The organism is Streptomyces sp. NEAU-sy36 (assembly GCF_013423905.1).
Taxonomy (GTDB): domain Bacteria; phylum Actinomycetota; class Actinomycetes; order Streptomycetales; family Streptomycetaceae; genus Streptomyces; species Streptomyces misionensis.
Map to the genome: position 1 here is coordinate 8292781 of NZ_CP058977.1, position 13713 is coordinate 8306493.

Annotated in this window: 11 protein-coding genes; 6 read left to right on the forward strand and 5 right to left on the reverse strand. The window is 69.0% G+C overall.

Translation table 11 applies throughout. From position 1 onward, the window contains the following. Positions 1-2: 2 nt before the first annotated feature. Both HZZ00_RS36585 and rpsF read right to left on the reverse strand, forming a co-directional pair. A complete protein-coding gene (locus HZZ00_RS36585) occupies positions 3-584 on the reverse strand; it encodes a single-stranded DNA-binding protein (RefSeq protein WP_070028830.1) in 582 nt (193 codons plus the stop codon). Between the two features lie 73 nt (positions 585-657). Continuing rightward, a complete protein-coding gene (rpsF, locus tag HZZ00_RS36590) occupies positions 658-948 on the reverse strand; it encodes a 30S ribosomal protein S6 (protein WP_070028831.1) in 291 nt (96 codons plus the stop codon). 293 nt (positions 949-1241) lie between these two features. Between rpsF and HZZ00_RS36595 the strand changes: the two genes are divergently transcribed. The 3 genes from HZZ00_RS36595 (at position 1242) to HZZ00_RS36605 (ending at position 3920) form a co-directional block, all read left to right on the forward strand. Beyond that, the gene (locus tag HZZ00_RS36595) at positions 1242-1553 is read left to right on the forward strand and encodes a hypothetical protein (RefSeq protein WP_070028832.1); all 312 of its coding nucleotides are present in this window, start codon (positions 1242-1244) and stop codon (positions 1551-1553) included. 130 nt (positions 1554-1683) lie between these two features. Then, the gene (gene femX / locus HZZ00_RS36600) at positions 1684-2805 is read left to right on the forward strand and encodes a peptidoglycan bridge formation glycyltransferase FemX (RefSeq protein WP_070028833.1); all 1122 of its coding nucleotides are present in this window, start codon (positions 1684-1686) and stop codon (positions 2803-2805) included. A gap of 83 nt (positions 2806-2888) precedes the next feature. Further along, entirely contained in the window at positions 2889-3920 is a 1032-nt protein-coding gene (locus tag HZZ00_RS36605) for an alanine racemase (protein ID WP_070028834.1), read from the forward strand. Positions 3921-3994: 74 nt separating this feature from the next. Here the strand turns inward: HZZ00_RS36605 and HZZ00_RS36610 are convergent, their stop codons facing one another. Both HZZ00_RS36610 and HZZ00_RS36615 read right to left on the reverse strand, forming a co-directional pair. Next, positions 3995-5539, reverse strand: coding sequence for a glycosyltransferase family 87 protein (locus HZZ00_RS36610; protein ID WP_180330284.1), 1545 nt, complete (start codon positions 5537-5539; stop codon positions 3995-3997). A gap of 129 nt (positions 5540-5668) precedes the next feature. After that, the gene (locus HZZ00_RS36615; RefSeq protein WP_180330285.1) at positions 5669-8374 is read right to left on the reverse strand and encodes a transglycosylase domain-containing protein; all 2706 of its coding nucleotides are present in this window, start codon (positions 8372-8374) and stop codon (positions 5669-5671) included. Between the two features lie 395 nt (positions 8375-8769). Here HZZ00_RS36615 and HZZ00_RS36620 point away from each other — a divergent pair, with 395 nt between their 5' ends. The 3 genes from HZZ00_RS36620 to HZZ00_RS36630 all read left to right on the forward strand — a co-directional run bounded on the left by HZZ00_RS36620 (position 8770) and on the right by HZZ00_RS36630 (position 12025). Beyond that, entirely contained in the window at positions 8770-9453 is a 684-nt protein-coding gene (locus HZZ00_RS36620) for a PadR family transcriptional regulator (RefSeq protein WP_070028836.1), read from the forward strand. Positions 9454-9496: 43 nt separating this feature from the next. Continuing rightward, positions 9497-10579 (forward strand): inositol-3-phosphate synthase, encoded by a 1083-nt coding sequence (locus tag HZZ00_RS36625; RefSeq protein ID WP_070028837.1) that lies wholly within the window; start codon positions 9497-9499, stop codon positions 10577-10579. A 144-nt stretch (positions 10580-10723) separates the two neighbouring features. Then, positions 10724-12025: an MFS transporter gene (locus HZZ00_RS36630; protein ID WP_180330286.1), complete on the forward strand. Its 1302-nt coding sequence runs from the start codon at positions 10724-10726 to the stop codon at positions 12023-12025. A gap of 66 nt (positions 12026-12091) precedes the next feature. On the opposite strand, the gene HZZ00_RS36635 is transcribed toward HZZ00_RS36630, so the two are convergent. Further along, on the reverse strand, positions 12092-13534 hold the full coding sequence (locus HZZ00_RS36635) for a CCA tRNA nucleotidyltransferase (protein WP_180330287.1): 1443 nt from the start codon (positions 13532-13534) through the stop codon (positions 12092-12094). Positions 13535-13713: the final 179 nt, after the last annotated feature.

Genomic DNA, 13713 nt, shown 5'->3' on the forward strand with positions numbered 1-13713 from the left:
CCCTAGAAGGGAGGCTCGTCCGAGTAGCCGCCACCGCCGCCGGAGCCACCGCCCCAGCCGCCGCCACCCTGGTTGCCACCGGCGGGAGCGCCGGTCGCCCACGGGTCGTCAGCCGGAGCGCCGCCGCCCTGCTGGCCGCCACCGGGGCCACCGCCCCAGCCGCCGCCACCCTGGCCGCCACCGCCGCCGTAACCGCCCTGGCCACCGCGACCGCCGCCGCCGGAGGTCTTGGTGACCTTGGCCGTGGCATTGCGCAGGCTGGGGCCGACCTCGTCGACGTCCAGCTCGTAGACCGTGCGCTTGACGCCCTCACGGTCCTCGTAGGACCGCTGCTTCAGCCGGCCCTGCACGATCACGCGCATGCCTCGCTGGAGCGACTCGGCGACGTTCTCCGCCGCCTGGCGCCAGACCGAGCAGGTCAGGAAGAGGCTCTCGCCGTCCTTCCACTCGTTGGTCTGACGGTCGAAGGTGCGGGGAGTGGACGCGACACGGAACTTCGCGACCGCCGCACCGGACGGGGTGAAGCGCAGCTCGGGGTCGTCGACAAGATTGCCGATGACCGTGATGACGGTCTCGCCTGCCATGGGGGAACCTCTCGGCGGGTTTGCTGCTGGCTGCTTGCTGCTACTCGAATCCCGGGATCAGCCGAGCGAAAGCTCAGTGGGTCTCGGGACGGAGGACCTTGGTCCGGAGGACCGACTCGTTCAGGTTCATCTGCCGGTCGAGCTCCTTGACGACCGCAGGCTCGGCCTGCAGGTCGATGACCGAGTAGATGCCCTCGGGCTTCTTCTTGATCTCGTAGGCGAGACGACGACGGCCCCAGGTGTCGACCTTCTCCACCTTGCCGCCGCCATCACGGACGACGGACATGAAGTTCTCGATCAGCGGGGAGACCGCACGCTCCTCGAGATCGGGGTCGAGGATGACCATCACCTCGTAGTGACGCATGTGGAACCCACCTCCTTTGGACTCAGCGGCCACGGTCGTTCCGTGGCAGGAGGGTCGTAATGCGTTCGCAACGGTATCGGCCGCCACTGACAATCAGGGTTTTCCACTGACGATCGTGTGACGATCAGGGGCCGGGAGGATTCCCCGCCACGGACGCGGGCAGACACCGGTGCAGACGGTACAGACTACCCGCACACCCGCTTCCGGTTGAAATCCGGCCGGGAGGGCCGTCAATCTGTACGCGTCGGGTGTGTACGGCGCTACGATGCGCCGCCTTCCGCAGGAGGTGCCCCATGGCACAGGCTTTGCAGCCGAACACCGCCGGATCCCTCTTCGCCAGCGACGGCAAGACCCATCCACTCCCGGACATCCTGATGGCCGTGACGCTGGTCCTGGGCCTGCTGTCCTTCATCACCGCGTTCTTCCCCGGCCTGCACCTGCTCACGTCCTGGGCCGGCCTGGTGGGCATCCTCACCGGCGCGTACGGGCAGTGGGTCTCGGTGACCACCCGCGAGCGCTTCGGGCTCGTCCTGGGTCTCGGCGCCTCCGGAATCGGCCTGCTGATCGGCATGTCGAACGGCGGCCTGTTCGGCGGGCTCTTCTGACCCGGCCCCTTGCGGGCGGCCCTTCTGAGCCGTCCGCCCGGTCGGGGCGCTCACCCGGGCAGTAGGCTTCGGCGCGAGAGCCGGAGCCCCTGTACCCATGGGGACACACCAGCCCGAGGAGCGCCCCGACATGAGCCTGACCCTGAGGACCATCAGCCGCGAGCAACATCTGGCCTACATCCAGAGCCTGCCGTCGGCGAGTCACATGCAGGTCCCGGCCTGGGCAGACGTGAAGGCGGAATGGCGTTCGGAGAACCTCGGCTGGTTCGACGAGCGCACCGGCCAGCTGGTCGGTGTGGGCCTGGTCCTCTACCGTCAGCTGCCCAAGATCAAGCGCTACCTCGCCTACCTGCCCGAGGGCCCGGTCATCAACTGGTACGCGCCGAACCTGGACGACTGGATCCAGCCGATGCTGGCGCACCTGAAGCAGCAGGGCGCCTTCTCCGTGAAGATGGGCCCGCCGGTGATCATCCGGCGCTGGAACGCCGAGACGATCAAGAAGGGCATCCAGGACCAGGACGTCAAGCGCCTGCGCGACCTGGAGGCCGACTTCATCGAGCCGCGCGCCTTCGAGGTGGCCGACAAGCTGCGCCGCATGGGCTGGCAGCAGGGCGAGGACGGCGGCGCCGGCTTCGGCGACGTGCAGCCCCGCTACGTCTACCAGGTGCCGCTGGCGAACCGTTCCCTGGAAGAGGTCCACAAGAACTTCAACCAGCTGTGGCGACGCAACATCAAGAAGGCCGAGAAGGCCGGCGTCGAGGTCGTCCAGGGCGGTTACCAGGACCTCGCCGAGTGGCAGCGGCTGTACGAGATCACGGCCGTGCGCGACCACTTCCGGCCCCGGCCGCTGTCGTACTTCCAGCGCATGTGGACGGCCCTCAACACCGAGGACCCCAACCGCATGCGGCTGTACTTCGCCCGGCACAACGGCGTGAACCTCTCCGCGGCGACGATGCTGATCGTCGGCGGCCACGTCTGGTACTCCTACGGCGCCTCCGACAACATCGGTCGCGAGGTGCGGCCCTCGAACGCGATGCAGTGGCGGATGCTGCGCGACGCCTACGCGCTCGGCGCCACCGTCTACGACCTGCGCGGCATCTCCGACTCCCTGGACGAGTCCGACCACCTGTTCGGCCTGATCCAGTTCAAGGTCGGCACGGGCGGCCAGGCCGCGGAGTACCTCGGCGAATGGGACTTCCCGCTGAACAAGCTGCTCCACAAGGCGCTCGACATCTACATGTCGCGCCGCTGAGCAGCCGGCGTTTGATTCCATAGGGTTCACAGCACTCACACCCCCGATACACCTCAGCCACGAGAAAGGGTCCGGGTCCGGCCATGGCGCTCACGCTCTACGTCGACACCGCGCGCTGGCGGGCGCACCACAAGCATGTGCAGGAGCAGTTCCCGGGCCTGGTCCCGGTCTGCAAGGGCAATGGCTACGGCTTCGGGCACGAACGGCTGTCGGAAGAGGCCACACGGCTCGGCTCGGACCTGCTCGCCGTCGGCACCACGTACGAGGCCGCGCGCATCAAGGATTTCTTCAGCGGTGACCTGCTGGTGCTGACGCCCTACCGGCGTGGCGAGGAGCCCGTGCCGCTGCCCGACCGGGTCGTGCGCTCGGTCTCCTCGATCGACGGCGTGTACGGCCTGGTGGGCGCCCGGGTCGTCATCGAGGTGATGTCCTCGATGAAGCGGCACGGCATCAGCGAGCAGGACCTGCCGCAGCTGCACCAGGCCATAGAGAACGTCCGCCTGGAGGGCTTCGCCATCCATCTGCCGCTGGACCGCACCGATGGCTCGGACGCCGTCGAGGAGGTCATCGGCTGGATGGACCGGCTGCGCGCGGCCCGGCTGCCGCTGCACACGATGTTCGTCAGCCACCTCAAGGCCGACGAACTGGCCCGCCTCCAGCAGCAGTTCCCGCAGACCCGGTTCCGCGCCCGCATCGGCACGCGGCTGTGGCTGGGGGACCACGAGGCGACCGAGTACCGCGGTGCCGTCCTGGACGTCACACGGGTGGCCAAGGGCGACCGGTTCGGCTACCGGCAGCAGAAGGCCGCCTCCGACGGCTTCCTGGTGGTCGTGGCGGGCGGTACGTCACACGGGGTGGGCCTGGAGGCCCCGAAGGCCCTGCACGGCGTCATGCCGCGCGCCAAGGGCGTCGCCCGCGCCGGTCTGGCCACGGTCAACCGGAACCTCTCCCCGTTCGTCTGGGACGGCAAGCAGCGCTGGTTCGCCGAGCCGCCGCACATGCAGGTGTCGATCCTGTTCGTCCCCTCGGACGCCGCGGAGCCCAAGGTCGGCGACGAGCTGGTGGCCCATCTGCGGCACACCACCACGCAGTTCGACCGCATCGTGGACCGCTGAGGCCCCAGTCCGACGAGAAGGCCGTACACGGCGCACCGTGTACGGCCTTCTTCATGCCCTCGAAAGACGTTCGCTCAGAGCGAACCGCCCTGCTGGGGGGCCGAGTCCGGCCTGCCCCAGTCCACCTGCGGGGCCTCGTGGCGGGTGGCGTGCCGGGGCGGCCGGGCCGCCGCGCCCAGGATGAAGACGTCGTCCGCCCCGTCGAGCACCCCGCCCGAGGGGTCGTCGTCCCCGGACCGGCGCACCACGTCCCGTTCCGGCGTCACGATGTCGCGGACGACGACGGCGCACAGGTACAGCGTGCCCAGCAGGTGCAGCGCGATCGCCCAGTGGTAGCCGTGCGTCGGCAGCCCCTTGTGGGCGTCCCCGCTGGTCGTGTACGCGAGGTACATCCAGATGCCGAGGAAGTACGCCACCTCGCACGCCTGCCAGATCAGGAAGTCCCGCCACTTGGGCCGGGCGAGGGCCGCCAGCGGCACCAGCCACAGCACGTACTGCGGCGAGTAGACCTTGTTGGTGAGGACGAAGACCGCGACGATCAGGAAGGCCAGCTGGGCGAAGCGCGGCCGGCGGGGTGCGGTGAAGGTGAGCACGGCGATGCCGAGGGCGCACAGCAGCACCAGCACCGTCGCCGCCGTGTTCACGAAGCCGGTGCCGGGCGGGTTGCTGGAGTTCTGGGACCAGATCAGCCAGAAGGAGCCGAAGTCGACGCCCCGGTCCTGGCTGAACGTGTAGAACTTCGACCAGCCCGGGAAGGCGAACAGCATCACCGGCAGGTTCACCACCAGCCAGGCGACCACCGCTCCTGTCACGGCCTGCCCGTACTCCCGCCATTTGCCGGCCCGCCAGCACAGCACGAGCAGGGGGCCGAGCAGGAAGACGGGATAGAGCTTGGCGGCCGTGGCGAGCCCCAGGAGGACGCCGAAGGCGACCGGGCGACGACGGGCCCACATCAGCATCGCGGCGGCCGTCAGCGCCACCGCCAGCAGGTCCCAGTTGATGGTGGCGGTCAGCGCGGCGGCGGGCGCCAGGGCGACCAGCAGGCCGTCCCAGGGGCGCCGCCGGTGGGTGCGGGCCACGCAGACGGCGAGGACGGCCGTGCAGACCATCAGCATGGCGGCGTTGACGAACCAGTACCACTGCTCCTGGTCCTGGATGCTGCCGCCGTGCGGGGTCAGCCAGGAGGCCACTTGCATGAACACCCCGGTCAGGACCGGGTATTCGAGGTAGCCCATGCCGCCGGAGAGGTCGTCCGGGAGCTTGTCGAAATAGGGCACGAGGTGGTCGGCGAAGCCACGGCCCTGGTAGAGGTGCGGGATGTCCGAGTAGCAGGCCTTCGTGTACTGGGAGCTCGCGCCGAAGAACCAGGCGCTGTGGTAGCACGGCGCCTTCTGGACCAGGCCGAGGGCGAACATGCCGATCGCCACCAGTGCGACGACCCGCGCGGGCGTCCACCAGGAGGTCCTCAGCCGGGCATAGCGCCCGACGGGGCCGCCGATCAGCTCACTGCCGGCCGCCGCGACCTCGTCCTCCCTGGTCGGCCGCACCGGCTCCGATGGGGCGGACCGCTCCGGCTCGGGCTCGCGCACGCCCGCGGGTGTCGTCTCTGCACTGGGCATGGGCCACATCCTGCCGTACCCGTCCAGGAAAACGCGGAGGGCCGCCGCACCTCGCGGGTGCGGCGGCCCATGTTTCACGTGAAACGCACACGGCGGGCGATATGACCGCCGATCGGCCGGACGACCGGGTCAGCCTGTCGGGTTCCCCCAGAAGCCTCCCGGGCCGGTGCCCCGGTTGTCCCCATTGGGATCGGTGGCCGATGTCGAGGGCGACGGACCGCCGTCCCCGCCGGGGCCGCCCCCGCCGGGACCGCCGTTGCCCCCGCCGTTGCCGTTGTTGCCACCGTTGCCGTTGCCGTTGCCGCCGTCGCTGCAGCCGAAGAAACCACAGGACTGGCTGGCCGACGGGCTCGGGGAGGGCCCACTGTCGCTCGGCGACGGGCTCGTGCTCGGGCTGGAGGACGGGCTCTGCGTGGCCGACGGGGTCGGCGTCGGGGTCGGCTCGGGGTTGACCACCGTGCCGATGGGCTGGGGCGCCGGGAAGGACAGCACCGGCTGGCCCTGGAGCGCCTCGGCCATGTAGTCGTGCCAGATCTCCGCCGGGAACGAGGCACCGTGGATCTTCTTCTGGCCGCCCGTTCCGTACATCTCCAGGAACGTCCGCTGCTTGTTGTTCGCGTTGTCGTCCAGGCGGAACATGCTGATCGCGGTGGACAGCTGCGGGGTGTAGCCGACGAACCAGGCCGACTTGTTGCCGTCGGTGGTACCGGTCTTGCCCGCCACCTCGCGTCCCGGCAGCCGGGCACTGGTGCCCGTGCCCTTGTCGACCACGGTCCGCAGGACGTCGGTGACGTTGTTCGCCACGTTCGGGTCGAAGGCGTCCTTTGGCGCCGCCTTGTGCGTGAAGACGACCCCGTCCTTGTTCTCGACCCGGTCGACCGAGTACGGGTCGTTCTGCTTGCCGCTGGCGGCGAAGGTGCCGTAGGCCCCGGCCATGCGGATGGCGCTCGGGTCGGAGGTACCGATCGAGAAGGACGGGTAGTTGGCGCTGGCCAGGCTGCTCTCCAGCACACCCGCGTCCAGCGCGGACTGCTTCACCTTGTCCAGGCCCACGTCCATGCCGAGCTGCACATAGGCGGAGTTCACCGAGAACTGCATCGCCTCGCGGAGATCGATCTTGTAGTCCGGCGGGTTGCCGACGTTGTCATCGCCGTCGTTGGTCTGGAGCCACTCCTTGCCGTCCTTGTCGGTCCAGACCGTGTGGTCGTACTTCTCGATCTTGAGCTTGTTCTTGCCGCTGTACAGGCTCTTGGGGGAGGCGATGGTGCGCTGGTCGGGCCCCTGGTTCTCCGGGCCGTGCGGGTCGCGGACACCCCACTTCATCGCGGCCGCCAGCACGAAGGGCTTGAAGGTCGAGCCCACCTGGGCACCGGTCGAGTCGGCGTTGTCGGTGAAGTGCTTGGTCGCGTCCTCACCGCCGTAGATGGCCTTGATGGCGCCCGACGTCGGGTCGACCGAGGCACCGCCGAACTGGACGTAGGTGTCCGTATCCGGGCGCTGCTTGGGCTTGATGTTGGCGTCCCGGACGCGCTTGACGGCGGCTTCCAGCGCGTTGACCTTCTTCTTGTCGAAGGTCGTGTAGATCCGGTAGCCGCCCTTCTGCAGATCGTCGGCGGTGACGTGGGTCTTGTCGCTGTTGTTGATCAGGTAGGACTTGGCGAGGTCGACCAGGTAACCGATCTGGCCGCTGAGCCGGCTGTTGGACCGCGGGTTCTGCCAGTGCGGCAGGGTGCGGTACTTGGCGCGCTCGGTGGCGCTCAGATGGCCGTACTTGACCATCTTGTCGAGGGTGTCCTGCATCTGCCCCAGGGCGCGCTTCTGGTTGGCCTGCGCCGTGGCGTTGGGGTCGAGGGACGTCGCGCCCGCCGGGTCGTAGTAGGTGGCCCCCTTCAGCATCGCCGCCAGGAAGGCGCACTGACCCGGGTTGAGGTCCTTGGCGTCGACGTTGAAGTAGGCGCGGGAGGCCGCCTGGATGCCGTAGGCGCCGCGGCCGAAGTACGCCGAGTTCAGGTATCCGGCCATGATCTTCGGCTTGGGCACGGTGGCGCCCACCTTGATCGCGACGAAGATCTCCTTGAACTTGCGGGAGAGGGTCTGCGACTGGTCGTCCAGCATGGCGTTCTTCACGTACTGCTGGGTGATCGTCGAACCGCCCTGGGTCTGACCACCCCGGGCCATGTTGAAGATCGCGCGACCGATGCCCGCCGGGTCGACACCGCTGTCGGTCTCGAACGTCTTGTTCTCCTGGGAGATGACGGCGTAGCGCATCTCCCTGGGGATGTCCTCGTAGTTGATGATCTGGCGGTTGGTCTCACCGCCGGTGGCGACCATCACCGATTTGTCGGACCAGTAGTAGACGTTGTTCTGCGCCGTCGCCGTCTTGGCCACGTCCGGGACGCTCACCATCGCGTACCCGATGCCGGCCACGGCCACCAGACAGCCGATGAAGCCGATGAACATGCCCGACACGAGCTTCCAGGAGGGCACCCAGCGGCGCCATCCGTACTTGCCCGCGCGGGGATAGTCGATGAACCGCTTCTTGCCGGGCGGTGCCGTGCGTCCCCGGCCCCGTCCAGGGCCGGTGGGACCGCCCGGACCACCGCGGCGGCCCCCGGGATCGGCCCTGCGGCGCCCGCCCCCGTTTCTCTGGGCGGCGCGCCGGGCCTCGGCGCGGCCGCCGAGCGGCCGCTCCGCGTCTCCCGGAGAGTCGGCAGGCGATCCGCTGGCGCCTCGCGGTGCCGCGCGGCGGCCGGGGGACGAGCCTGGCTGGCCACGTCGGGCCGCGGCACGTCCGCCTCCCTGCGGCTGCGGCGGTTTGCGACGGTGCTCGCTCATCGAACGATTACTCCTCGGGCAGGCGCACCCGTGCGCGCCTGGAACGGCGGCTGGTTTCCGGTCCCCCCGGCGTACGGATGCGGTCGGTCGCACATTCACCCGTACTGCACCGGGGACGACGACGCTCCCCAGGCGTCGCATGGTTCCCGGTGGTCTGCATGCCGCACAGACTACGCACCGCCAAAACCCGCCGAGCCCCGAAGTTCACCGCAAACCAGGCAAGTTGCCTCCTACGAATCGGTTATGTGATCCCGTTCACCACCGCCCCCCTTGTCCCGTGCGATACGCCGTTCTATCGTCTGGATGTATCGAGTCGATACATCAGCGCGAGATAAAGATGCGTTGAGAGGCACGGAGAGACCCGCGGAGGACCCGCGGGCCGAGAGGAGGCGACGATGAGCCGGCGTTCCGGCATCCTTGAGTTCGCCGTGCTCGGCCTGCTGCGCGAGTCCCCCATGCACGGCTACGAGCTGCGTAAACGACTCAACACGTCCCTGGGTGTGTTCCGTGCGTTCAGCTACGGAACCCTGTATCCCTGCCTCAAGACGCTGGTCGCCAACGGCTGGTTGACCGAGGAGCCGGGCAACACCCACGAGGACGCCCTCGCCGCTCCCCTCGCCGGACGCCGCGCCAAGATCGTCTATCGGTTGACGGCGGAAGGTAAGGAGCACTTCGAGGACCTGCTCTCGCAGACCGGTCCCGACGCGTACGAGGACGAGCACTTCGCCGCACGGTTCGCCTTCTTCGGGCAGACCTCGCGCGATGTGCGCATGCGCGTGCTGGAGGGCCGGCGCAGCCGCCTGGAGGAGCGCCTGGAGAAGATGCGCGCCTCCCTGGCTCGTACGCGGGAGCGGCTGGACGACTACACACTTGAGCTCCAGCGCCACGGGATGGAGTCCGTGGAGCGCGAAGTGCGCTGGCTGAACGAGCTCATCGAGAGCGAGCGAGCCGGACGGGACCTGAGGGGTTCCGCGTCCGGGGGGTCCGCTCAACAGGACACCACCACTGGATCGACGGGCGGCCTGCCCCGTCCGGGGGACACCTCCCGGACGGATACGCCCGACGACACCGCCACGTGAGTCCCAGTCAGGGCCTCACTCGTACACACAGGGAGCAACCGGAATGGGTTCGGTTCGCGTAGCCATCGTCGGCGTGGGCAACTGCGCCGCGTCGCTGGTGCAGGGAGTCGAGTACTACAAGGACGCCGACCCGGCGGCCAAGGTCCCCGGTCTGATGCACGTGCAGTTCGGTGACTACCACGTGCGTGACATCGAGTTCGTGGCCGCGTTCGACGTGGACGCCAAGAAGGTCGGCCTCGACCTGGCGGACGCCATCGGCGCCTCCGAGAACAACACCATCAAGATCTGCGACGTGCCGAACACCGGCATCACCGTGCAGCGCGGCCACACCCTCGACGGTCTCGGCAAGTACTACCGCGCCACCATCGAGGAGTCGGACGCCGAGCCGGTCGACGTCGTCCAGATCCTGAAGGACAAGCAGGTCGACGTCCTGGTCTGCTACCTGCCGGTCGGCTCCGAGGACGCGGCGAAGTTCTACGCCCAGTGCGCCATCGACGCCAAGGTCGCCTTCGTCAACGCCCTTCCGGTCTTCATCGCCGGTACCAAGGAGTGGGCGGACAAGTTCACCGAGGCCGGTGTGCCGATCGTCGGTGACGACATCAAGTCCCAGGTCGGCGCCACCATCACGCACCGCGTCATGGCCAAGCTGTTCGAGGACCGCGGTGTCATCCTGGACCGCACGATGCAGCTGAACGTCGGCGGCAACATGGACTTCAAGAACATGCTCGAGCGCGAGCGCCTCGAGTCCAAGAAGATCTCCAAGACGCAGGCCGTCACCTCCCAGATCCCCGACCGGGACCTCGGCGAGAAGAACGTCCACATCGGCCCGTCCGACTACGTGGCCTGGCTGGACGACCGCAAGTGGGCGTACGTCCGCCTTGAGGGCCGCGCCTTCGGTGACGTTCCGCTGAACCTGGAGTACAAGCTCGAGGTCTGGGACTCCCCGAACTCCGCCGGTGTCATCATCGACGCCCTGCGCGCCGCGAAGATCGCGAAGGACCGGGGCATCGGTGGCCCCGTCCTCTCCGCGTCCTCCTACTTCATGAAGTCCCCGCCGGTCCAGTACTTCGACGACGAGGCCCGCGAGAACGTCGAGAAGTTCATCCGCGGCGAGGTCGAGCGCTAACTCGGCCCGGCGCGGCGCGCCGGCCGGCGCGTGACGCGACGCGCCCCGGCGTGGAACCGCTCGCACAAAAATCGCTCCTGCCAGGGCTGTGAAGGTCCCCGGGTCCCGACCCGGGGACCTTCCGCATATGTGAGGCTGAGCCCCATGCCCGTCGTCCGTGACCTGCGCGTCCTGTTGCGCCTGCGGTACTTCCGGCGCCTGCTGTACGTCCGTCTGCTGTCCCAGGGCGCCGACGGGGTCTACCAGGTCGCGCTCGCCGCCTATGTGGTCTTCTCCCCGGAGAAACAGACCTCGCCCGCCGCGATCGCCTCGGCGATGGCGGTGCTGCTGCTCCCCTATTCACTCGTCGGTCCCTTCGCGGGCGTCCTGCTGGACCGCTGGCGGCGCCGCCAGGTGTTCGTCCACGGCAATCTGCTGCGCGCGCTGCTGGCCGCCGCGACCGCCGTACTGATGGCGGGCCAGGTACCGGCCTGGCTCTTCTACGCCTCCGCGCTGTGTGTCACGGCCGTCAACCGCTTCGTCCTCGCCGGACTGTCCGCGGCCCTGCCCCGGGTGGTCGACACCGAGCGGCTGGTGATCGCCAACTCACTGTCCCCGACGGCCGGCACGCTTGCCGCGACCGTCGGCGGCGGACTCGCCTTCGTGGTACGGCTGCTGTCCTCGGGGTCCGACGCCGCGGTGGTGCTGCTGGGTGCCTTTCTCTACCTGTGCGCGGCGACCGTCTCCCTGAGCATGCCCCCCTCCCTCCTCGGCCCCGACCGGCGGCAGCTGCAACCTCATCTGACGACCGCGCTCGCCGACACGGCACGCGATCTGCTCGCGGCCATGAAGCATCTGGCAACCCAGGGGCGCAGGGACGCGGCCTGGGCGCTGGGCTCGATGACGCTGATGCGCTTCTGCTACGGCGCGCTCCTCGTTCTGCTGCTCATGTTGTGCCGCTACTCGCTCGCGGCGACGCCCGAGGAGGGACTGCGGCTGCTCGGCCTGGCGCTGGCCCTGTCCGGTGCGGGATTCTTCGCGGCGGCCGTGGTGACGCCCTGGGCGGCGGGACGGCTGGGACCGATCCGCTGGATCATGGTGTGTTCGGCGTCGGCCGCGCTGCTGGAACCCGCGCTCGGCCTGCCCTTCGCGACCGCACCGCTGCTCGTCGCGGTGTTCGTGCTGGGGCTGATCACCCAGGGAGCAAAGATCGCCACCGACACCATCGTCCAGGCCGGTGTGGACGACGGCTTCCGGGGCCGGGTCTTCTCGGTCTACGACGTGCTCTTCAATGTGGCCTTCGTCGGTGCCGCCGGTGTGGCCGCCCTGATACTCCCGCCGGACGGCCGATCACCGGCGCTGGTCGCCCTGGTGGCCGTGATCTACGCGGCCGTGGCCGTCTTCCTGGCGTACTTCGAGCGGCTGCGCGGGACGGGGACACGCGAAGAGGGCCGATGTTTCACGTGAAACATCGGCCCTCGGTACGGCCTGCCCGGCGGATGTTTCACGTGAAACACCGGCCGGGCTCTCCGCTCAGTCCTGCCCGGCCCACCACTCCTTGAGTGCGGCCACCGCGGCGTCGTGCTCCATCGGACCGTTCTCCAGCCGCAGCTCCAGCAGGTGCTTGTACGCCTTGCCGATCACCGGGCCCGGGCCGACGCCCAGGATCTCCATGATCTGGTTGCCGTCGAGGTCCGGGCGGATCGCGTCCAGCTCCTCCTGCTCCTGCAACTGCGCGATGCGGTCCTCCAGGCCGTCGTAGGCCCGGGACAGCGCCGCCGCCTTCCGCTTGTTGCGGGTGGTGCAGTCGGAGCGGGTCAGCTTGTGCAGGCGCTCCAGCAGGGGACCCGCGTCGCGGACGTAGCGGCGGACCGCCGAGTCCGTCCACTCCCCGGTGCCATAGCCGTGGAAGCGCAGATGCAGCTCGACCAGCCGCGAGACGTCCTTCACCAGTTCGTTGGAGTACTTCAGGGCGGTCATGCGCTTCTTGGTCATCTTGGCGCCGACCACCTCGTGGTGGTGGAAGGAGACCCGCCCGTCCTTCTCGAAGCGCCGGGTGCGCGGCTTGCCGATGTCGTGCAGCAGCGCGGCCAGCCGCAGCACGAGGTCGGGGCCGTTCTCCTCCAGCGCGATCGCCTGCTCCAGGACGATCAGCGTGTGCTCGTAGACGTCCTTGTGCCGGTGGTGCTCGTCACGCTCCAGGCGCAGCGCCGGCAGCTCGGGCAGCACATGACCGGCGAGCCCGCTGTCGACGAGCAGGGTCAGCCCCTTGCGCGGGTGCTCGGAGAGGATCAGCTTGTTCAGCTCGTCCCGGACCCGTTCCGCCGAGACGATCTCGATGCGTCCCGCCATGTCCGTCATGGCGGTGACGACCTCGGGGGCGACCTCGAAGTCCAGCTGGGCGGCGAAGCGGGCGGCGCGCATCATCCGCAGCGGGTCGTCCGAGAAGGAGTCCTCCGGGGTGCCCGGCGTCCGCAGCACCCGTGCCGCGAGGTCGTCCAGGCCACCGTGCGGATCGATGAACTCCTTCTCCGGCAGCGCCACGGCCATCGCGTTGACCGTGAAGTCCCGGCGGACCAGATCCTCCTCGATGGAGTCGCCGTAGGACACCTCGGGCTTGCGTGAGGTGCGGTCGTACGCCTCCGACCGGTAGGTGGTGACCTCGATCTGATAGCCGTCCTTCTGGGCGCCGACGGTGCCGAAGGCGATCCCCACCTCCCAGACGGCGTCCGCCCAGGGCCGGACGATCTTCAGTACGTCCTCGGGGCGGGCGTCGGTGGTGAAGTCCAGATCATTGCCGAGCCGGCCGAGCAGTGCGTCGCGCACCGACCCGCCGACCAGGGCGAGGGAGAACCCGGCCTCCTGGAATCGGCGGGCGAGATCGTCGGCGACCGGCGCCACCCGCAGCAGCTCGGTGACCGCGCGCTGCTGCGCCTGGCTCAGGGCGGAGGGAGTGTCTTCGTTGGGGTTCGGCACAACAGAAGAGGGTACGTGCCCCAGGCCCTCCGGGGCTCCCCCATAAGGTCCGGGACGCCCCTCCGGCGCAGGGAGCGGACAGCTCCCGGCATACCGGCGCAAGCACTGCTCTTGCGGCGTACGACCCCTCTCCCCTCGATACTGGATATAGAGGACGGGTCGCCGCCGCTTGGCGATCT